This window comes from Pseudomonas sp. Irchel s3f7, from assembly GCF_900187615.1.
GTDB lineage: Bacteria > Pseudomonadota > Gammaproteobacteria > Pseudomonadales > Pseudomonadaceae > Aquipseudomonas.
The window spans coordinates 34743-55175 of record NZ_FYDO01000006.1; the positions used below are offsets into that span (position 1 = coordinate 34743).

A 20433-nucleotide genomic window follows, 5' to 3' on the forward strand; every position below is an offset into this window, starting at 1 on the left:
ATCACCTACCACTTAGCGGAACGTCTCAACCGCCCTTGACAAGACCTCAACTCATCGGCATGATTCGCGGCCTATTTTGTTTGCTATTTCCTAAAAAGTCTTTCGAGGAGCTCGACGGTGGCCAACTCACCTTCCGCCAAAAAACGTGCAAAACAGGCTGAGAAGCGTCGCAGCCACAACGCCAGCCTGCGTTCCATGGTTCGTACCTACATCAAGAATGTAGTTAAGGCCATCGACGCAAAAGACGCTGAAAAAGCTCAAGCTGCATACGTTCTGGCTGTGCCAGTTATCGACCGTATGGCCGATAAAGGCATCATCCACAAGAACAAGGCTGCTCGCCATAAGAGCCGTTTGAATGGCCACGTTAAGGCCCTGAACGTTGCCGCTGCTGCCTAAGCGACTCGTTCATTAAAAAACCGACCTCAGGGTCGGTTTTTTATTGCCTGCGATTTGGCGGACACACAAAACTGTAGGAGCGAGCTTGCTCGCGATGACGGATTAACATTCAGCATTTGTGCTGGCTGGATATCCGCTATCGCGAGCAAGCTCGCCCCTACAGTTCGATTGACGTCCGATTACTGAGCGTGAGCCCACGGCAAAATCGGAATCGCCGTCACCGCATTCTGCGGGCTGCCTTCGATCAAGCGATCGCTGTACACCAGATACACCAGCGTATTGCGCTTCTTGTCGAGGAAGCGCACCACCTGCATGGTCTTGAAGACCAGCGAGGTACGCTCCTTGAACACCTCGTCACCATCCTTGAGCTCGCCCTTGAAGCTGATCGGCCCAACCTGACGACAAGCGATAGACGCCTCGGCACGATCTTCGGCCAAACCAAGACCACCCTTCATGCCGCCAGTCTTGGCGCGGGACAGATAGCAGGTCACACCTTCGACCTTGGGATCGTCAAAAGCCTCGACCACAATCCGGTCATTCGGCCCGACGAATTTGAACACCGTCGACACCTGACCAATCTCTTCGGCCGAAGCCAGCAGCGGCATCGCCAACAGCAACCCCAACAATCCTTTTGCCACGCGCATTCAGTTATTCCTTTTAGACCAGGATCAGGTTGTCGCGGTGAACCAGTTCCGGTTCCGCCATGTAACCCAACAGACCGACAATCGCATCAGACGACTGACCGATGATTTTTTGCGCCTCGAGCGCGCTGTAGTTGGCCAGGCCACGCGCAATTTCACGACCGTCCGGCGCCACGCACACAACCATTTCGCCGCGACGGAAACTGCCCTGGACCAATTTGACGCCAACCGGCAGCAAACTTTTGTTGCCTTGGGACAACGCCGTCACCGCCCCCGCATCGAGCACCAGGGTACCGCGGGTTTGCAGATGCCCGGCCAGCCACTGCTTGCGCGCCGCGAGCATGCCGCGCTCAGGCGATAGCAGCGTACCGATGCGCTCGCCCGCCTTGAGGCGATCCAGCACGCGCTCAATGCGCCCACCAACGATGATGGTATGAGCACCGGAACGCGCAGCCAGACGCGCCGCACGCAATTTGGTCTGCATGCCGCCACGACCCAACGCACCACCCGTACTGCCCGCGACCGCATCGAGCGCAGGATCGTCGGCCCGCGCTTCATAAATCAGCTGGGCATCCGGGTTGTTGCGCGGATCGGCGTCGAACATGCCATCGCGATCGGTGAGGATCACCAGCAGATCAGCTTCGACCAGGTTGGCGACCAATGCCGCCAGGGTGTCGTTGTCGCCGAAACGGATTTCGTCGGTGACCACGGTGTCGTTTTCGTTGATTACCGGGATAACCTTCAGCTCGACCAGCGCACGCAAGGTACTGCGGGCATTCAGGTAGCGCTTGCGGTCGGACAGGTCATCGTGAGTCAGAAGAATCTGCGCGGTGTGCCGACCATGCTCGGCAAAGCTCGATTCCCACGCCTGCACCAACCCCATCTGACCGATGGCAGCAGCGGCCTGAAGCTCGTGCATTGCACTGGGTCGCGCAGTCCAGCCCAAACGGCTCATGCCAGCCGCCACCGCCCCGGAGGACACCAGCACCAACTCGACACCCGCCTCGTGCAAGGCCACCATCTGTTCAACCCAGACACCCATTGCCGCGCGATCCAGGCCTTTGCCGTCCGCCGTCAGCAAAGCGCTGCCGATCTTCACGACCCAACGCTGCGCACCTGTCACCTTGCTCCGCATCATCTTCAACCTTAGCTTGAGGGCAGCGCGACCTAGCACCGCCCGTGACGTTATTCGTGGTTATTCGTGACCAACAATCGATTTCCAGATACTAAAACGCCGCTCGATTGAGCGGCGCTTAAGTTTATCGCAACGAATCAGTCACGCACGTAAATGATTTCCGGACCGTCTTCGTCATCCACATCTTCTTCGTCCCAATCATCATCGCCGATGTCGTGGACCGACTTCACGCCGCTGCGACGCAGGGCACGCTGATCATCCAGCGCCTGCAACTGAGCACGGGCTTCGTCTTCGATGCGCTGATCGAGGTCAGCCAGCTCTTCCTTGTAGGCCGGGTCGTTAGCCAGACGATCGGCACGATCCTCCAGGTAACGCATGATGTCGTGGCACAGGCGCTCGGTGTTCTGCTTGGCGATGGCCGAGATCACGTAGACCGGACCGGTCCACTCCAGGCGATCAACGATTTCCTTGACGCGAGCATCGTGCTCTTCATCGAGGATCTGGTCGCACTTGTTCAGGATCAACCAGCGATCACGCTCAGCCAAGGACGGGCTGAACTTGGTCAGCTCGTTGACGATGACTTCCGCCGCGTCCGGTGCACTGGTGTCATCCAACGGCGCCATGTCGACGAGGTGCAACAGCAGACGCGTACGCGACAAGTGCTTGAGGAAGCGAATCCCCAGGCCTGCGCCGTCGGAAGCACCTTCGATCAGGCCCGGAATGTCCGCAACCACGAAGCTTTTCCAGCGATCGACACTGACCACACCCAGGTTCGGGACCAAGGTAGTGAACGGGTAGTCAGCGACTTTCGGCTTGGCGGCCGACACCGAACGAATGAATGTGCTCTTGCCGGCATTCGGCAAGCCCAGCAGACCCACGTCCGCCAGCACTTTCATTTCCAGCTTCAAGTCACGCTGTTCGCCTGGCTTGCCCGGGGTCGTCTGGCGTGGCGCACGGTTGGTACTGGATTTGAATCGGGTGTTACCCAGACCGTGCCAGCCACCATGAGCCACGAGCAACTTCTGACCAGCCTTGGTCAGGTCGCCAATCACTTCCTGAGTGGCGGAGTCGATCACCGTGGTGCCGACCGGCACGCGCAGCACCAGCTCTTCACCTTTTTTACCGGTGCAGTCAGTGCTGCCGCCATTGGAGCCACGCTCGGCATCGAAGTGCCGGGTGTAACGGTAGTCGACCAGGGTGTTGAGGTTTTCGTCGGCGATCATGTAGACCGAGCCGCCATCACCACCATCACCGCCGTTCGGGCCGCCGTTCTCAATGAATTTCTCGCGACGGAAGCTCATGCAACCGTTGCCGCCGTCACCGGCCTTTACTCGAATCGATACTTCATCAACAAACTTCATAACAAAACGCCTCTCGCCATACGGACGAGCCGAAAAAATCTAGACATAAGACTCTTGCAAAAATGAGCGCAGCGACCTCAATCAACGACCGCGAATACAGCGCTGGAGCCCACCTTCAAACAGCTTTGCAAGAGACTCACCCCACAAACGAAAAAGCCCCGTCGCAAGACAGGGCTTTTCCAGCAACCACGTAATTATGCCGCGACGACTTCAGTCTTCGGGACAATGCTTACGTAACGACGACCGAAGGCGCCCTTTACTTCGAACTTGATCACGCCGTCGATTTTAGCGAACAGAGTGTGATCTTTGCCCATGCCAACGCCGTAGCCAGCGTGGAATTGGGTGCCGCGCTGACGCACGATGATGTTGCCCGGAATGATAACCTGGCCGCCATACATCTTCACGCCAAGGCGTTTGGCTTCTGAGTCGCGACCGTTACGGGTACTACCACCAGCTTTTTTGTGTGCCATGAGTTCAATTCTCCTAGTGAGGAATTAGGCTGAAATTAAGCCTGAATACCGGTGATTTTGATCTCGGTGTACCACTGGCGGTGGCCCATACGCTTCATGTGGTGCTTACGGCGACGGAACTTGATGATGCGGACTTTATCGTGACGACCTTGGGAGATCACTTCAGCCACAACGGTAGCGCCAGCAACAACTGGAGCGCCGATATTCACGTCGTCGCCATTGGCAACCAACAGAACGCGATCAAAGGTAACGGATTCGCCGGTAGCGATTTCCAGTTTTTCGATCTTCAGGTATTCACCTGGGGCGACTTTGTACTGCTTGCCGCCAGTAACGATTACTGCATAAGACATGGTATTTCTCCGATAATCCTGCTCACCCAGCTCTTTATAAGAAGAGGTATTGGCTGGCATGGCTGCATGGGGCTGGAAGGCCCGCTTGCAATTGCGTAAGGCAGGTGCTGCCCAGGAAGTTCAGGGTGCGCGATTGTACGCAAGCCACGCCCCGCTTGCAAGGGGCCGTCTATCGCGCCTTGACACCTGCAAGCGTGGGTCCTAGCATGCCGCGCAACCCCTCTGGAGCGACTGTCTCTGATGCAACCCCAAGCTTTCTACCGCGCGGTGGCGGACGATTTTAGCGCCGTCGACGGCATCATCAAGAAGCAGCTGACTTCCCGAGTACCGTTGGTATCGAAAATCGGCGACTACATTACCTCGGCTGGCGGAAAACGCCTTCGCCCTCTATTAGTGTTGCTGTGTGGCAAGGCACTGGGTCGCGAAGGCGACGAACTGCGTTTGCTGGCCGCGACCATCGAATTCCTGCACACCGCGACACTGCTGCATGACGACGTCGTCGACATGTCCGGCATGCGCCGTGGCCGTTCGACTGCCAACGCCATGTGGGGCAACGCGCCGAGCGTGCTGGTGGGCGATTTCCTGTATTCGCGCTCGTTCGAAATGATGGTCGAACTGGGCTCGATGCCGGTGATGAAGATCCTGTCGCAAGCCACACGCATCATCGCCGAAGGTGAAGTGCTGCAGCTGTCGAAGGTCCGTGACGCCAGCACCACCGAAGAAACCTACATGGAAGTCATCCGCGGCAAGACTGCGATGCTCTTCGAAGCCTCGACCCACAGTGCTGCAGCCCTGTGCGAAGCGACGCCGGAACAGGCTGAAGCCCTGCGCACGTTTGGCGACCATCTGGGTGTGGCCTTCCAGTTGGTCGACGACCTGCTGGACTACAAGGGCGACGCGCAAACCCTGGGCAAGAACGTCGGTGACGATCTGGCCGAAGGCAAGCCGACCCTGCCGCTGATCTACACCATGCGCGAAGGGACGCCGGAACAGGCCGCCCTGGTGCGCAAGGCGATCCAGAAAGGTGGTATCGAAGACCTGGAAAGCATCCGCGAAGCCGTGGAAGCCTCGGGTTCGCTGGAGTACACCGCACAACTGGCCCGTGATTACGTGGCTCGTGCGATCAAGTGCCTCGACGCGCTGCCTGCCAGCGAATACCGCGATGCACTGGTTGAACTGAGCGAGTTCGCGGTCGCGCGTACGCATTGATACGCGCTCTGTAGGAGCCGGCTTGCTGGCGATTGCATCATCCCGGCGTTCCTGACACACCGAGTTGCATGCATCGCCAGCAAGCCGGCTCCTACAGTCCCACCTTCCGGCTCTAAAACCCTATATAATGTGCGCTTTTAGCGATCCTGAATCCAAGGAGCCTTAGTGAGCACGTTGCCACCCTGCCCGAAATGCAATTCCGAATACACCTATGAAGACGGCGCTCAGCTGATCTGCCCCGAGTGCGCCCACGAGTGGTCCGCCGGTGGCGAAGCCGAAGCTGCGTCTGATGACGCGGTGAAGAAAGATTCGGTCGGCAATGTCCTGCAGGACGGCGATACCATCACCGTGATCAAGGACCTCAAGGTCAAGGGCACATCGCTGGTGGTCAAGGTCGGCACCAAGGTCAAGAACATCCGCCTGTGCGATGGCGATCACGATATCGACTGCAAGATCGACGGCATTGGCCCGATGAAGCTCAAATCCGAGTTCGTCAGAAAAGTCTGAATCCGCTGTACTCCATCCCGCGCCCGACGCGGGATGGTGCTTCACCCTCCTCCGTTTCGCTCAGCAAACCCTGGCAATAGCCAAACGCCAGCCGTTTTGACCTGACGCAATCTTTACCCACAAAAAAGTCCAAACCGCCAATAGGGCCTTGCTATTTATTGAATAGGAATTATTCTCATTGAAACCAATCAATGGAGATGAGAACTCATGACTTATTTGATCGACGCCTGGCTGGACCGTCCGCACCCCTACCTCAGGATTTTGCATCGGGAAACCGGGGAAGTCTGTGCGGTACTGGAAGAGGAAGCCTTGAGCGAATTGCAGGATCAAGGTGATCTGGACCTCAACGGTTTGAGTTCCAGCGAACCGGTGGTGCTCAAGGAGCTGGTGCGCAATCTGTTTCTGTTCTGCTATGCCCGGGCGTTGCGCCCGACGAGTGAAGTGCACAACAAGATCGAAGTATGAGCAGCTCGCAAAAAACTGTGGGAGCCAGCCTGCTGGCGATGGTATCAACGCGGTCCTGAAGAAAAAACCGGTCGCCCCTATCGCCAGCAGGCTGGCTCCCACATCAGCGAGTCATGCAGACAGGCCGGGTCTTACAGAACGTCGAGCAGCTCGACGTCGAACACCAGTACGCTGTGCGGTGGAATGCCGCCAACGCCTTGAGCGCCGTAAGCCAGTTCGCTCGGCACGTACAGACGCCATTTGCTGCCGGCGTTCATCAGTTGCAGGGCTTCGGTCCAGCCGGCGATCACGCCGCCAACCGGGAATTCTGCAGGCTGGCCGCGCTCGTAGGAGCTGTCGAACACGGTGCCGTTGATCAGTGTGCCGTGGTAGTGAGTACGCACGGTGTCTTCACGGGACGGCTTGGCGCCTTCACCGGCAGTCAGAACTTCGAACTGCAGGCCGGAAGCCAGGGTGGTGATGCCATCACGCTTGGCGTTTTCAGCCAGGAAGGCCAAGCCTTCGCCAGCGGCCGCTTCAGCCTTGGCTGCAGCTTCGGCTTGCATGATTTCGCGGATCACTTTGAAGCTGGCGGACATTTCTTCCTGACCAACACGGCTTGGCAGATCGGCGAACGCGTCGGTCAGGCCTGCCAGGATTGCGTCCAGGCTAACGCCCGGTGGCGGGTTGTCGCGCAGTTGGTCGCCCAGCTGACGGCCGATACCGTAGCTGACGCGCGTTTCGTCGGTGGACAGATTTACTTCGGACATGACACTGCTCCGCTGTGCGGACGGCCCGGAGACATGCCGTGCGTGCACAGCGCGTCCCGGAGCGCCCGGAACCAAAAGGGCCAGCAGACTAGCACAGTTGTCATGGCGTTGATGAGGGACGTCAGGCGATCGGCACCTTCAGGTTTTCCTCGACATCGACAACCAACCCGCACATCTCGTCATGAACCACGGTGTGCACCAGGTTGAAATGCAATTTGGGAAAGGATCGCAGAACATCACGTGCATGCTCCACTGAACGCAGGCTCATCATGTGGCCGTGTGTATCGCTCAATGGATACGCCGCACCGTGCATCCGCGCCTCCAGCAGGTAGATGCCTCCCTCCATCGAGATCAGGTTCAGCTCATCGACCTTCCCGGCGATGGCATAAGCATTCAACTCTTGCAGGTTCATGGACGCACCTCCCGCAGTGACGAGCCATTACCCCTACAGGGATATGCCTCGGGGCGGCAAAGTACAAGTCTCTGGACAGACCATTTATCTGTTATCGGGGTATTTTGTGGCGAGCGAGCTTGCTCGCGCAGGGCTGCGCAGCGGCCCCAATAAAAGCGGGATCGCTACGCAATCCAGCGGGAGCAAGCTCCCTCGCCACAAGGGAGCTGGTCCGGATCAGTGCTTGGTGACTTTATCCAGATAACCCATGGCAAATGCCGATACCACGAAGGTCATGTGGATAATCACGTACCACTGCAAATGCTCGGGATCGACGTTCTTGGCATCCATGAAGATGCGCAGCAGGTGAATGGACGAAATCGCCACGATCGACGCGGCCACTTTCATCTTCAACGATGACGAGTCCATGGTGCCGAGCCAGTTGAGCTTCTCCTTGCTGTCGTCGATATCCAGCTGGGAGACGAAGTTCTCGTAACCGGAAATCATCACCATCACCAGCAAGCCGCCCACCAGCGCCATGTCGATCAGCGACAGCAGCACCAGGATCAGATCCGATTCGGCCATCGAGAAGACATTGGGAATGACGTGGAAAACTTCCTGGAAGAATTTCAGCGCCAGCGCCAGCAACCCGAGGGACAGGCCGAAATAGATCGGCGCCAGCAGCCAGCGCGAGGCGTACATCGCATTTTCGATAAAGCGTTCCATTGAATCTCACATGTTGGTCTGGAAATCGCCGCGAGTATACCAGCCCCCTGTCAATAGCCAGAAGCTGCCAGAAACTATCGAAAAATCCGTCACCTGCGCCGGTGTATCAACGTTTTTCTGCTAGTGTCCAAATCATTGACCGCCCAGCGGTATCCGACAGGAAGACTGGAAATGGATGTGCGATTGCCTTTAACGAGTGCCGGTATTTGCCTGGCGCTGCTGCTAAGTGGCTGCTCACCCAGCGATGAAAAGCGCCAGGTCAGCCTCGAAGAAAAAACGGCGCAGTTCGAGCAGTCGCTGGATACCATTACGGACCCGAAACTCAAGGACGCCGTGGCGGAGCTGGGCGGCTCGCTGCTGCTGCTTGAACGCGCACAACTCAAACTCGACACCAAACCGGCGGAAACCGAGTACGGCGAAGACGTGCTTGCCATTCTCAAGCATTACCCCACGCCACAAGCCTTGGTCGACACCTATATCAACGGCTTGTTCGTGCTGCAAAAAGACTCCAGCTCCGACTACCTGATCGACCTGCAACCGGTGTTCCCTTTTACATTCGGTATTCCCGCCGCGTTTCTGTTTCCCCACGGGCTGGAATGGCAATCGGTCACCCTGAGCAACAAACGGGTGATCCCGTTCCAGCCGGAATGGTCGGAAACCGATCCCGGCATTCAGCTGAGCCCGTCGAGTTCCAACCTGACCAACCCCGATGACCTGACCGTGGCCTACCCCTTCATCGACGGTCTCGACGTCGACAAACAGCAGCAGCCGCAACCGGTGAGCCTGCAGGGTAAAGTCGAGGTCATTGCACCGCGCCGGCTCTACAGTTTCGACCTGACGAAAAAGGATGTCGGGCAGACGCGCACCAATGACAACCTGAGCGTCACCTTGCTGAAGTTCACCAACAACTACGCAGAAATCGAATACAACAACAGCCTGCCGCTGGCGTCGGAAGTCAGCGAAACACCGCTGAACCCGTTGATTGTCCAGGCGAGGGACAGCACTGGCCAATTCATCACACGCGCCGGCTCGATCAACGAAACCGCCACGCAAATTGCCTTCTATCAACAACAACTCGCGAAAATGCAGCAGCAGAAGAGCTGGAGCCCGGCCCTGGAAAAGCAGCTCAACGAAGAACAGCGCACCTTTGAGAAGCAGCAAGCGCGGCACTATTCCAAGGTGTACTTCAACGGAACAATCGAAACCCTCGAAGTCAGCCTGCTCGACTTTTCCACCGCCACCGTGACCCGCAAAGACCTGAATCTGCCGGTCCGGCATTTCGAAGCCAGCACCACGGCAAAAACCCTCCAGCCGCTGGACCTGTCCGTCGTGGTGTATGACGACCAGGCGCCGACCTGGCTCAAAGGGGCCACGTTGAGTGAGGAGCAACTGAAGAAAGGCGTCAGTATCACCCAGTCGGTCGACGACCCCAGCGCTGCACGCATCGAGTTCAGTCACCTGCGCAGTTTCAATGATGAACTGCTCGGCACCTCGTTCAGCCCCGGTGAAAGTCCGGTGAGTTTTTTTACCGAAGACAGTCACGGTAAACGGGACGAGCCGATTGAGTTGCCGTCGCAGGCTTATCAGATCGATCCCTTGCGCGGGACCATCACCTATGACCTGAACCTGTTCCCACAAGCACCGGCCTATGCAGTGGGCTCCATGCCCCTGTTCCTGGCCACGGTCGACAAAAAAACCGTCGATGCTCATCAATTACCCAAAGGGTTGGAGCTCAAAGGCAATGCACTGGTGGTCGATCTGAAGGCGTTTCCCGCCCAGGACTGGCGTTTTTTCGCCAAGGACGACAGCGGTCATTACTTGAAGGAAATTCTATCGGTCAACCATGAAGCCAGCGCACAAGGTCCGGCGCTGTTTGCCGTGCATTATTTCTACGGCCAGCCAACGCGCCTGGAAACCTATCAACGCACTGACCTCACCACCGTGCAATATGGTTATGAGGTCAAACTCGACCAGGCCGACATGTCTCGCCTTGATCAATAGTGCGACTCAATGCTCGGGGCGAAACTCGAAGCCACCCAGATTGCGGCAGCGGCCGCCGTTGATTTCACGCAGCTGGGCTTGCAGGTGCAGGCACCAGATTTGTGGATCGTCAGCCAGTTCGTAACCGTGCAGGGTCAGGCTTTCTACGATGGTGTCGAGAATGGATTCGGCCACAAACGGGCCATGAAACGGGCCTTGGGCTTTGATGGCCGAAGGTTGTTCACCGGCCATTCCGGCAGCGAACAGCAAGGTCCACATGCCCGTGTCCCCCGCCAATGGGCGGACGGCGCACTCGATACGGGTCACAAGGCCCAGGCATTGACGGGTGAGGCAGAGGTTGCGCGACATGGCGGCGACCCTCGGTAGAGCGGTTATTCAGCCCCCACGGGAAGGCTGTTTCGATCCAGTGATTACTGTCGACATCCCTGAGCTGAGAATAGAAGAAAAGTCTGCCGCGGACGCCCAACAAGACCAGAAGGCGCCGAGCGGTCACAGTGTGAATATTGACGTCATTTCGACGGCGCTTTTTCACACTTTCATACAAAAAAAATGTGGGAGCGCGCCTGCTCGCGATGGCGGAGTTTCAGTCACCACAGAGGTGAATGTCAGTCCGTCTTCGCGAGCAAGCTTGCTCCCACAGTTCAACGGTTCAAGTACTGCCTCAAGCCGGTTTGGCTTCGACCAAGGCTTCCAGTGCGGCGTCTTTCTCGGCTTCCTTCAGGTCTTCTTCGCTGATCATTTCCGCGATAACCCGCAGGCGCTCAACCACTCGCGCGTTCACGCTGCCTTCAGGAAACTCGCCGTTCTCGTCCGGCGTGCCGGCCGGCTCGCCGACCAACAGGCTGAGGGCTTCGTCGGCCTGACGCACGGCGTAGACATGGAACTGCCCCGCACGCACTGCCGCCAGCACTTTCTCGTCGAGCATCAGCGTTGCGACGTTGGCCTGAGGGATGATCGCCCCTTGCTCACCGGTCAGCCCGCGGGCCTCACAGAGGCGGAAGAACCCTTCGATCTTCTCGTTCACGCCGCCCACTGCCTGCACTTCACCGAACTGGTTGATCGAACCGGTGATGGCAAAGCACTGCTTGAGCGGGGTTTTCGACAGCGCTGAAATCAGTGTGCATGCCTCACCGAGGGACGCACTGTCGCCATCGACATAACCGTAGGACTGCTCCAGCGCGATGCTCGCGGATATCGCCAGCGGGAATTCCTGGGCGTAACGGCTGCCCAGATATCCGGTGAGGATCATCACGCCTTTGGAGTGGATCGGCTGACCGAGGTTGACTTCACGCTCGATGTCGACGATGCCGCTGCCGCCCGGATAAACCGTGGCGGAAATCCGCGCCGGTACACCGAAGGCCGAGTCGCCGACTTCCAGTACCGTCAAACCGTTGCACTTGCCGACCGCCGCGCCATCGGTGTCGATCAGGATGATACCGGCGAGCATGTCATCGAGAATCCGCGCAGACACGCGTCCGGTGCGGGTGGCCTTGGCCTTGAGCGCACGTTCGATGTGCCCGGCGTCGGTCATTTCATCCCCGGCCAGGTGACGGATGAAATCCGCCTCGCTGACCAGCTGAAACAGGTCGCCGATACGCGCCGACAAACGTCCTTGATGTTCCGCCAGACGCGCGCTGTACGTCGCCAGACGCGCCACGGCATCGGCAGTCAGCGGCGCCATGCCTTCTTCGGACGTTCGGGTTTTGAGCAGCTGGGCGAACTGCTCCAGGCTCTCGTCGACCATCGGGATGTCTTCGTCGAAATCCACCAGGACGCGGAACATCTCCTGGAAGTCCGGATCGAGGTCTTGCAGCGTGTAATAGAGCTGGCGGGCACCGATGATGACGACCTTGACCTGCAACGGAATGTGCTGCGGCGTGAGGGTCACGGTGGCCAGACGACCCAGTTCGCCCAGTGGCGATTCCATTTTCAGTTTGCGCGATTGCAGGGCACGTTTCAGCGCGTCCCATACGAATGGCTCGCTGAGCATTTTTTCCGCTTCAAGAATCAGGAACCCGCCGTTGGCCCGGTGCAGCGCACCCGGCCGCAGCTGGCGGTAGGTGGTGTACATCGCGCCCTGGTCAGTGCTGTATTCGATGCGGCCGAACAGGTTTTCGTAGGTTGGGTGCGGTTCGAAAACCACCGGCGCACCACCACTGGACGAGTGACCGACCACCAGGCTCGGTGCGTATTGCTCTTCCAGCATTTTGCGTGCAACAGCGTCGGTTTTGCTGTCGTCCACCAGTTGCTCGACCACGGTCTTGAGCAAGTACACCTGCATCGCTTGCAGGTAGCCGCACACGGCTGCGTTCTCGGCATACTTCTCGGACAACGGCGACAACAACGGCTGCAAGGCCAGGGTGATGGTTTCTTCGTTGAGGTGACGCAATTGATTGCTCGACTCGCGCTTCCACTGCGGCAGGCTGGCGAGCTCTTCATTCAAGCGCTCTTCCAGCGTCGAAATATCGTCGTGGAAGCGCTCGCGAAGGGCTTCCGGCAATTGGGCGAATTCCGCCTCGTCCAGTGCCTTGCCGTCGCTCATCGGCGTGAATGCGATGTTGCTGGCGTCGCGGTAGAGCGCGACGTCCTTTTCCAGGGCCAGGCGTTCGATCACGTCCAGTGCTTTGTCGTAGCGCTGGTTGAAAGCGCGGTCGATGGCGCTTTTCTTCTGTTGATAGGACGGGTGCTCGAACACCGCCGGAAACGTCGCCAGCAGGTTGTCGATCAACCCGTTGATGTCGCCGATGAAAGCACCGGCGGTGCCCGACGGCAACTCCAGGGCGCGCGGCTCACGCGGTTCATCGAAGTTATTGACGTAGACCCAGTCTGCTGGGGTCTGCAGACGTTTGCCTTCAGCTTTCAGGTAGCGTTTGACGAACGAGAACCTGCCGGTGCCGGGCTCGCCCATGACGAACACGTTGTAACCGGGGCGTGGCATGGCCACACCGAACTGCAAGGCTTCGACCGCACGTTCCTGGCCAAGCACACCGCGAAAGGGCTCCAGATCATTGGTGGTAGAGAAGCTGAACTGTTCAGCGGAAAACGGACGGGTCAGCGCTTCGGGCGCTAGACGCAAGCTGGCAGCAACAGGATCAGGCATCGGGCTTCCTTAACAATCAGGCGGGGCAGATGGCAGCATTCTGGCGCTGCCCGCACCCGACTGGCAAGAAGCGCCGCAGGCCAGAGCAAAGACAAGCCGATATCCCCAGGCAGAGCGGGCGAAAATCACAGTTTCCAACGAATGTTATGCAAAAAATCACGGAACCTCGTGATCGTGCCTAAACTCCAAGCTGCGCGGCTGGACTAATGACCGGCCCACTGGCACCAGTACGGGCCAGACTTTGTCCATTGGTATGCACATAAAGAGAACAAAGCTATGAAACGGATTCTTCTCGGTACTCTTTTCACCGCTGTATCCATCAACGCTATGGCACAAGCACCAGGCGGCCCGGATTGCGGTTGGGGCAACATGCTGTTCGAAGGTCAGCGTGGTACTCCGGCTCACTTCCTGGCATCCACCACCAACGGCACTTCCGGCAACGCAACCTTCGGTATGACGTCCGGTACCAACGGTTGTGCAACCAACTCGTCGCTGACTTATGGCGGCAAATCCTGGTTTGCCATGAATGGCATGATGAACGAGCTGTCCGAAGACATGGCCAAAGGCCAAGGCGAAGCGCTGACCACTTACGCCGTGGTACTGGGCGTGGCGCCGGAAGACCGTGCGCATTTCGCCGCGGTGACTCACGAGCACTTCCAGCAGATCTTCAGCAAGGCTGATGTGACGGCGGAAGATGTGCATACCAACACACTGGCCGTTCTGAAGAACGACCCTCGACTGGCCAAGTACGCCACCCAGGCTTAAGCTCGATCCGCCCCGCTTCTTTCGGGAAGCGGGTTTTGTTTTTTGGACGTGATCCCCTTTGGGTAACGCCGCAGTCTGTAGGAGCTGGCTTGCCAGCGATGTTTTCAAAGGCGCTGTGTTTATTCAGACGACACGCGTTATCGTTAACGACCATCGCTGGCAAGCCAGCGCCTACAAGACCAACGTCTCCCACCGCGCCGGGTCTTTGTTTCTTTTCGACTTAAGTTGCCATTTATGCTCAAACGCCTTGCCTGGCTGGCGCTGTGTGTCTGCGCCCCGCTGTCCGCCGCGCCTCAGATCGACCCTCAACGTTTGCAGCAACTGGCCAACGACCCCTTCTGGATATCCCTGGGCCATTACGAAACCGCCAAGCTCGGTGGCTGGCGCAGTTATGTCAGCGACCCGAAATTTTTCCTCGCTGCCGATGGCAATGAGCATCCCGACCATGAACTGGCCGCCACGGTGCAGGCGCTCTACGCCCCCGTCAGCAAGGGCGAACAGCATGCGCAATGCGTTTACCCGGCCCGCACCCGCTGGCTGAAAACGCAACTCAATCTGACCGACTTGCCGGCGCCGGACTGCGCCGAGTTCAAGCAGTGGTTCAAGGACGTCTCGCCCCACAGCGCGGTGATGATCTTCCCGGCGGCCTATTTGAACAGTCCATCCTCGATGTTCGGTCACACCCTGCTGCGCATCGACCAGGCCGATGTGCAAAGCGACAAGACCTCACTGCTCAGTTACGCGATCAACTTCGGCGCTTACATCGAAGGCTCGGACAACAGCATTCTTTACGCGTGGAAAGGCTTGATGGGCGGCTATCCCGGTTTGTTCGCGCTGGTGCCCTATCAGGAAAAACTCTCGGAATACCGCAGCCTCGAAAACCGCGACCTGTGGGAATACCGACTGAACCTGACCCAGCAAGAAACCGCGCGCATGGTCGAGCACGTCTGGGAACTCAAGCAGATCAAATTCGACTACTTCTTCTTCGACGAAAACTGCTCCTATCGCCTGCTCGAACTGCTGCAAGTGGCACGCCCGGGCCTGCGCCTGACGGAACAATTCCCGATCACGGCGATTCCCACCGACACCGTCAAAGCGGTGAAAGACGCCGGGCTGGTGGAATCCATCGAGTATCGTCCGTCGCGGGAGCGTGAACTGCTCAGCCGTGCCGAGCCGTTGTCTGATGAAGAGCAACAGTGGGTGCTGAAAGTCAGCGCTGACCAGAAGCAACTGCAAACACCGGAATTCAAAGCGCAGCCCCGCGACCGTCAGGCGCTGATCATCGATGCGTCTTATCGCCTGGAGCGTTACCGCGCCAACGGTCAGGAACGCGATCCGCAACGCGCCCAGCGCAGTTTCGAATTGCTGCGGGCGATCAACCAGAACCCGGCGCCGGAGCTGGACATCCCGCAACCCGGCCTGCCCGAAGACGGTCATGAGTCCAGGACCTGGCAACTCGGCGTCGGCACGCGCGGCGACAAAGCCTTCGGGGAATATGGCCTGCGCATGGCCTACCACGACCTCAATGACAACGCCGAAAGCTTTCCCCTCGGCGCGCAGATCGAAATCCTGCAACTGAAACTGCGCCAATACGAAGGCAATGACTGGCAGGTCCAGCAACTGGACCTGGCAACCATCCGCTCGCTGACCCCGCGCAATGAGTTGTTGCAACCGTGGTCCTGGCAAGTCACCGGCGGCCTGGAGCGGGTGCCGGGCAAACATGATGACGAAAACCTGGTCAGCCACGTCAACGGCGGCGGTGGCGGCACCTGGCAATTGGCCGATGACATGCTCGGTTTCGCCCTGGGCACCGTGCGCGTGGAGCACAACAATGACTTCGCTGAATTCATTTCCCCGGCGGCGGGTTTCAACACAGGCGTGCTGTGGAAAAACCCGCTGGGCAACCTCAGTCTGGAGGCCAAGGGCGACTTCTTCACCAATGGCGAAGTGCGCCGCAGTTTGAGCCTGAATCAGCAGTGGGAGTTGTCCCGTAACCTCGGGCTACGCTTGAGTGCACAGCGCGAATTCAGCCATTGGGCCACGCCCGAGAACGAAGTGATGCTTGAGCTGAAGTGGTATCACTATTGATCGACATTGGGCTGCGATCTTTTGCTCTTCACTTCTGGATTTTTAAGCGACATTCAGTGAAACCAAAGGCCTGCGAACATGGCCCAACCTCTATTACGGGAGGAAACCATGAGCCGTGCTTTCGTCAATGAAGATAATGCCGCCGCACAAGCCGATCAGCCCGTCGAGCGGCAGGTCAGCGCGCAACCCAACTACGTCACTCCGCGAGGTCTGAGCCTGTTGCAAAGTAAAGTCGCCGAGCTGCAAAGCCTGCATGCCGAGCAATCGGCCAAGGGAGATCAAGCCGACAAGCAGCGCCTGGCCGACCTGGAGCGTGATTTGCGCTACTTCAAACAGCGCGTGGGCAGTGCGCAGGTGGTACCAGCCGCGACCTCGACCGAGAAGGTGCAGATCGGCAGCTGGGTGACCTTTGCCGACGAACACGACACCGAGCGCCGGGTGCAGCTGGTGGGCGAGGATCAGGCCGATTCCGCCCATGACCTGATCAATTGGGATTCGCCGCTGGGTCGGGCACTGCTGGGAGCACAACTCAATGATGAAGTGCTGTGGCAGCGCCCTGCCGGGGATCAACTGATTGAAGTGATCCGCATCGAACCGGCTTAAACCACGCCCTGGGCCAACATGGCATCGGCCACTTTGACGAAGCCGGCAATGTTGGCGCCTTTGACGTAGTTGACCCGGCCATTTTCTTCGCCGTAGTGCACGCAAGCATGGTGGATCGATTGCATGATCGCGTGCAGCTTGCTGTCCACCTCACCACCGGTCCACAGCAGGCGCATGGCGTTCTGCGACATTTCCAGCCCGCTCACCGCAACGCCGCCGGCGTTGGACGCCTTTCCCGGTGCGAACAGAATGTCCGCCTCGATGAACAAGTCGACGGCCTCAAGCGTGGTCGGCATGTTCGCGCCTTCTGCGACACAGATGCAGCCATTTCGCAGCAAGGTGCGAGCAGCGTCGGCATCCAGTTCGTTTTGCGTGGCGCATGGCAAGGCGATGTCGCAGCTCAGGTTCCACGGCAGTTCACCTGCGCGGAATTCCAGGCCAAAACGGCTGGCCAGCTCACGGATGCGCCCGCGCTGTACGTTTTTCAACTCCAGCACGGCCAGCCATTGTTCCTCGGTCAAGCCGCTTTCGCAGTACAGCGTGCCTTCGGAATCGGACAGCGAAATCACTTTGCCGCCCAGGTCCATGACCTTGCGTGCCGCGTATTGCGCAACGTTGCCGGAGCCGGAGATCGCCACACGCTTGCCTTCCACCGCCAAGCCACGACGCTTGAGCATTTCTTCGGCGAAATACACGCAACCAAAACCGGTGGCTTCCGGGCGAATCAGGCTGCCGCCGTAGCTTGGGCCTTTGCCGGTAAGCACGCTGGTGAACTGGTTGCTCAGGCGCTTGTACTGGCCGAACAGGAACCCGATTTCACGGGCACCGACGCCGATGTCACCGGCCGGTACATCAACGTCCGCGCCGATGTGACGGTACAGCTCGCTCATGAAGGCCTGACAGAAGCGCATGACTTCCGCGTCGCTCTTACCCTTCGGATCGAAGTCCGAACCACCCTTGCCGCCGCCCATCGGCAGCGAGGTCAGGGAGTTCTTGAAGGTCTGCTCGAAGGCGAGGAATTTCAACACGCCCATGTTCACCGACGGATGGAAACGCAAGCCGCCCTTGTACGGGCCGATGGCGCTGTTCATCTGGATGCGAAAGCCGCGATTGACCTGGACCTTACCCTGATCGTCGACCCAGGAAACCCGAAACACTACCGCCCGCTCCGGCTCGCAGATGCGCTCCAGGATGCCCGAGGTCAGGTAATGCGGATTGGCTTCAAGAAACGGCCACAGGCTGCGCAGGACTTCTTCGACTGCCTGGTGAAACTCGGGTTGGTCCGGGTCGCGTTTTTTCAGGCGCGCAAGGAAGGACTCGACGGATTCGATCATGGAAATGTCTCGGAAAATTTATTGTCGTTGGAGGAGATTTGGCCGGACTGTATCAAAGGATTCACGCACAAGAACAGCGCAGAACGTCGCATTTATGAAATTAAATGGTGCGCTGGATATAAATTAACCGGGTTTTTGGATATTTCCGCACCTGAATAGGGAGATCAGATCCAAGTCATGCACCAACAGTTACACCGTCATCACTGGCAAGACAGCCCCCACAGTTTTGTGGTTGCTCACACCTGCGAGGCATTGCACAAAACCTGTAGGAGCTGGCTTGCCAGCGATGAATCCAACCCGGTCTCACTGAAAAAACGCAAAAAAAAACGAAGCCCGAAGGCTCCGCTTTCTATGCAACCAACCCGAAATCAGGCCAGTTTCTTGTGCCGTACACGGTGCGGCTGTGCAGCGGCTTCGCCGAGGCGCTTTTTACGGTCGGCTTCGTACTCGGTGTAGTTGCCTTCGAAGAACACTGCTTGCGAGTCGTCTTCGTACGCCAGGATGTGCGTCGCGACACGGTCAAGGAACCACCGATCGTGAGAGATCACAATGGCGGCGCCCGGGAAGTCCAGCAGGGCTTCTTCCAGGGAACGCAGGGTTTCAACGTCGAGGTCGTTGGACGGTTCGTCGAGCAGCAGGACGTTGCCGCCCTCTTTCAGGGTCAGGGCCAGGTGCAAGCGACCGCGCTCACCACCGGACAGGTCCTTGACGAACTTCTGCTGATCGCCGCCCTTGAAGTTGAAGCGACCGACGTAGGTACGCGACGGGATCTCGTAGTTGCCGATGCGGATCTGGTCCGAACCGTCGGAGATCTGCTGGAACACGGTCTTGCTGCCGTCCAGGTCTTCGCGGCTCTGGTCCACGCAAGCCAGCTGCACGGTTTCGCCGACTTCGATGCTGCCCGAATCCGGTTGTTCCTTGCCCATCAGCATGCGGAACAGGGTCGATTTACCGGCACCGTTACCGCCGATCACGCCAACGATGGCACCTTTAGGCATGGAGAACGACAGGTTGTCGATCAGCACGCGATCGCCGTAGCCCTTGGAGACGTTCTTGAATTCGATGACCTTGTCGCCCAGGCGTGGGCCGGCCGGGATGTAGATCTCGTTGGTTTCGCTGCGCTTCTGGAATTCCTGCGATTGCATTTCTTCGAAGCGTTGCAGACGAGCCTTGGATTTCGACTGGCGGGCCTTGGCGCCTTTGCGCACCCACTCCAGTTCTTCCTTCATGGCCTTTTCGTGAGCCGACTGCTGCTTGGATTCGGCAGCCAGGCGATCGGACTTGGCTTCGAGCCAACCCGAATAGTTGCCCTCGTAAGGAATGCCCGCGCCGCGGTCGAGTTCCAGAATCCAGCCCGCGACGTTGTCGAGGAAGTAACGGTCGTGCGTGATCGCGACCACGGTGCCCGGGAAGTCGTGCAGGAAATGCTCAAGCCACGCAACGGAGTCGGCGTCCAGGTGGTTGGTTGGTTCGTCGAGCAGCAGCATGTCCGGTGCGGACAGCAGCAGGCGGCACAGGGCCACACGACGCTTTTCACCACCGGAGAGGAATTCGACCTTGGCATCCCAGGCCGGAAGACGCAGCGCGTCGGCGGCGACTTCCAGTTGACGATCGAGGTTGTGACCGTCGCTGGCCTGCAGGATGGCTTCGAGCTTGGCCTGTTCAGCAGCCAGTTTGTCGAAGTCGGCGTCTTCTTCAGCGTAAGCCGCGTAGACCTCGTCCAGGCGCGCCTGGGCGTTCTTGATCACGCTGACCGCTTCCTCGACCACTTCACGCACGGTCTTGGTCGGATCCAGTTGTGGCTCTTGCGGCAGGTAGCCGATGTTCAGCTCCGGCATCGGACGGGCTTCGCCCTCGAACTCGGTGTCGACGCCAGCCATGATTTTCAGCAGCGTGGATTTACCCGAACCGTTGAGGCCGAGAACGCCGATCTTGGCGCCCGGGAAGAAAGACAGAGAAATGTTTTTCAGGATTTCCCGCTTCGGCGGAACAACTTTGCCCAGCCGATGCATGGTGAATACGTATTGAGCCATGGAGAACCTTGGGTCAGTGACAGATGAATGATTGGTGCGCAGGCGGATGCCCGGCCAGACCGTGCGCGTCGCTCGCTTGAGGCTATCAATACGTGCGCGCTGAAAAAGT

Annotated in this window: 20 protein-coding genes; 8 read left to right on the forward strand and 12 right to left on the reverse strand. The window is 58.5% G+C overall.

Translation table 11 applies throughout. The features are described from left to right. Nucleotides 1–117 precede the first annotated feature (117 nt). Nucleotides 118–396: a 30S ribosomal protein S20 gene (gene rpsT, locus CKW19_RS06650; protein WP_020798646.1), complete on the forward strand. Its 279-nt coding sequence runs from the start codon at nucleotides 118–120 to the stop codon at nucleotides 394–396. Nucleotides 397–575: 179 nt separating this feature from the next. Here the strand turns inward: rpsT and CKW19_RS06655 are convergent, their stop codons facing one another. The 5 genes from CKW19_RS06655 to rplU all read right to left on the reverse strand — a co-directional run bounded on the left by CKW19_RS06655 (nucleotide 576) and on the right by rplU (nucleotide 4353). Next, the gene (locus tag CKW19_RS06655; protein ID WP_095057172.1) at nucleotides 576–1040 is read right to left on the reverse strand and encodes a CreA family protein; all 465 of its coding nucleotides are present in this window, start codon (nucleotides 1038–1040) and stop codon (nucleotides 576–578) included. Nucleotides 1041–1053: 13 nt separating this feature from the next. Next, nucleotides 1054–2172, reverse strand: a complete 1119-nt coding sequence (gene proB, locus CKW19_RS06660; protein ID WP_095057173.1) for a glutamate 5-kinase — start codon at nucleotides 2170–2172, stop codon at nucleotides 1054–1056. A 137-nt stretch (nucleotides 2173–2309) separates the two neighbouring features. After that, nucleotides 2310–3533, reverse strand: a complete 1224-nt coding sequence (cgtA, locus tag CKW19_RS06665; protein ID WP_053162546.1) for an Obg family GTPase CgtA — start codon at nucleotides 3531–3533, stop codon at nucleotides 2310–2312. A gap of 194 nt (nucleotides 3534–3727) precedes the next feature. Then, a complete protein-coding gene (rpmA, locus tag CKW19_RS06670; RefSeq protein ID WP_017340859.1) occupies nucleotides 3728–4003 on the reverse strand; it encodes a 50S ribosomal protein L27 in 276 nt (91 codons plus the stop codon). 35 nt (nucleotides 4004–4038) lie between these two features. Further along, nucleotides 4039–4353, reverse strand: a complete 315-nt coding sequence (gene rplU / locus CKW19_RS06675) for a 50S ribosomal protein L21 (RefSeq protein WP_003176051.1) — start codon at nucleotides 4351–4353, stop codon at nucleotides 4039–4041. Nucleotides 4354–4593: 240 nt separating this feature from the next. Here rplU and CKW19_RS06680 point away from each other — a divergent pair, with 240 nt between their 5' ends. The 3 genes from CKW19_RS06680 to CKW19_RS06690 all read left to right on the forward strand — a co-directional run bounded on the left by CKW19_RS06680 (nucleotide 4594) and on the right by CKW19_RS06690 (nucleotide 6534). Then, nucleotides 4594–5562, forward strand: coding sequence for a polyprenyl synthetase family protein (locus tag CKW19_RS06680; protein ID WP_095057174.1), 969 nt, complete (start codon nucleotides 4594–4596; stop codon nucleotides 5560–5562). 165 nt (nucleotides 5563–5727) lie between these two features. Further along, a complete protein-coding gene (locus CKW19_RS06685) occupies nucleotides 5728–6069 on the forward strand; it encodes a zinc ribbon domain-containing protein YjdM (RefSeq protein WP_095057175.1) in 342 nt (113 codons plus the stop codon). Nucleotides 6070–6276: 207 nt separating this feature from the next. Continuing rightward, complete coding sequence (locus CKW19_RS06690; protein ID WP_095057176.1) at nucleotides 6277–6534, forward strand: hypothetical protein; 258 nt, start codon at nucleotides 6277–6279, stop codon at nucleotides 6532–6534. A gap of 131 nt (nucleotides 6535–6665) precedes the next feature. Here CKW19_RS06690 and CKW19_RS06695 read toward each other — a convergent pair whose 3' ends face one another. The 3 genes from CKW19_RS06695 to CKW19_RS06705 form a co-directional block, all read right to left on the reverse strand. Next, the gene (locus tag CKW19_RS06695) at nucleotides 6666–7283 is read right to left on the reverse strand and encodes an FKBP-type peptidyl-prolyl cis-trans isomerase (protein WP_095057177.1); all 618 of its coding nucleotides are present in this window, start codon (nucleotides 7281–7283) and stop codon (nucleotides 6666–6668) included. A gap of 121 nt (nucleotides 7284–7404) precedes the next feature. Next, nucleotides 7405–7695, reverse strand: coding sequence for a DUF6482 family protein (locus CKW19_RS06700; protein WP_095057178.1), 291 nt, complete (start codon nucleotides 7693–7695; stop codon nucleotides 7405–7407). Nucleotides 7696–7911: 216 nt separating this feature from the next. After that, a complete protein-coding gene (locus CKW19_RS06705) occupies nucleotides 7912–8400 on the reverse strand; it encodes a TIGR00645 family protein (protein WP_007970904.1) in 489 nt (162 codons plus the stop codon). Nucleotides 8401–8571: 171 nt separating this feature from the next. On the opposite strand from CKW19_RS06705, the gene CKW19_RS06710 reads away from it, so the two are divergent. After that, nucleotides 8572–10401 carry a hypothetical protein gene (locus tag CKW19_RS06710; RefSeq protein WP_095057179.1) on the forward strand — a complete coding sequence of 610 codons (1830 nt, stop codon included), beginning with the start codon at nucleotides 8572–8574 and terminating at the stop codon, nucleotides 10399–10401. 6 nt (nucleotides 10402–10407) lie between these two features. Here the strand turns inward: CKW19_RS06710 and CKW19_RS06715 are convergent, their stop codons facing one another. Continuing rightward, entirely contained in the window at nucleotides 10408–10749 is a 342-nt protein-coding gene (locus CKW19_RS06715; protein WP_095057180.1) for a hypothetical protein, read from the reverse strand. Between the two features lie 313 nt (nucleotides 10750–11062). Continuing rightward, nucleotides 11063–13501: a Lon protease family protein gene (locus CKW19_RS06720; protein WP_095057181.1), complete on the reverse strand. Its 2439-nt coding sequence runs from the start codon at nucleotides 13499–13501 to the stop codon at nucleotides 11063–11065. A 276-nt stretch (nucleotides 13502–13777) separates the two neighbouring features. Between CKW19_RS06720 and CKW19_RS06725 the strand changes: the two genes are divergently transcribed. From CKW19_RS06725 to CKW19_RS06740, 3 genes are all read left to right on the forward strand, one after another. Next, entirely contained in the window at nucleotides 13778–14266 is a 489-nt protein-coding gene (locus CKW19_RS06725) for a DUF3015 domain-containing protein (RefSeq protein WP_095057182.1), read from the forward strand. 234 nt (nucleotides 14267–14500) lie between these two features. Further along, nucleotides 14501–16354 (forward strand): DUF4105 domain-containing protein, encoded by a 1854-nt coding sequence (locus CKW19_RS06735; RefSeq protein WP_095057184.1) that lies wholly within the window; start codon nucleotides 14501–14503, stop codon nucleotides 16352–16354. 108 nt (nucleotides 16355–16462) lie between these two features. After that, nucleotides 16463–16957: a GreA/GreB family elongation factor gene (locus tag CKW19_RS06740; RefSeq protein ID WP_095057185.1), complete on the forward strand. Its 495-nt coding sequence runs from the start codon at nucleotides 16463–16465 to the stop codon at nucleotides 16955–16957. Here the strand turns inward: CKW19_RS06740 and gdhA are convergent. Together gdhA and ettA are read right to left on the reverse strand one after the other, a co-directional pair. Further along, nucleotides 16954–18291: an NADP-specific glutamate dehydrogenase gene (gdhA, locus tag CKW19_RS06745; RefSeq protein ID WP_095057186.1), complete on the reverse strand. Its 1338-nt coding sequence runs from the start codon at nucleotides 18289–18291 to the stop codon at nucleotides 16954–16956. The two genes, CKW19_RS06740 and gdhA, sit on opposite strands and share 4 nt — an antisense overlap. A gap of 368 nt (nucleotides 18292–18659) precedes the next feature. Further along, nucleotides 18660–20324: an energy-dependent translational throttle protein EttA gene (gene ettA / locus CKW19_RS06750; protein ID WP_095057187.1), complete on the reverse strand. Its 1665-nt coding sequence runs from the start codon at nucleotides 20322–20324 to the stop codon at nucleotides 18660–18662. Between the last annotated feature and the right edge of the window lie 109 nt (nucleotides 20325–20433).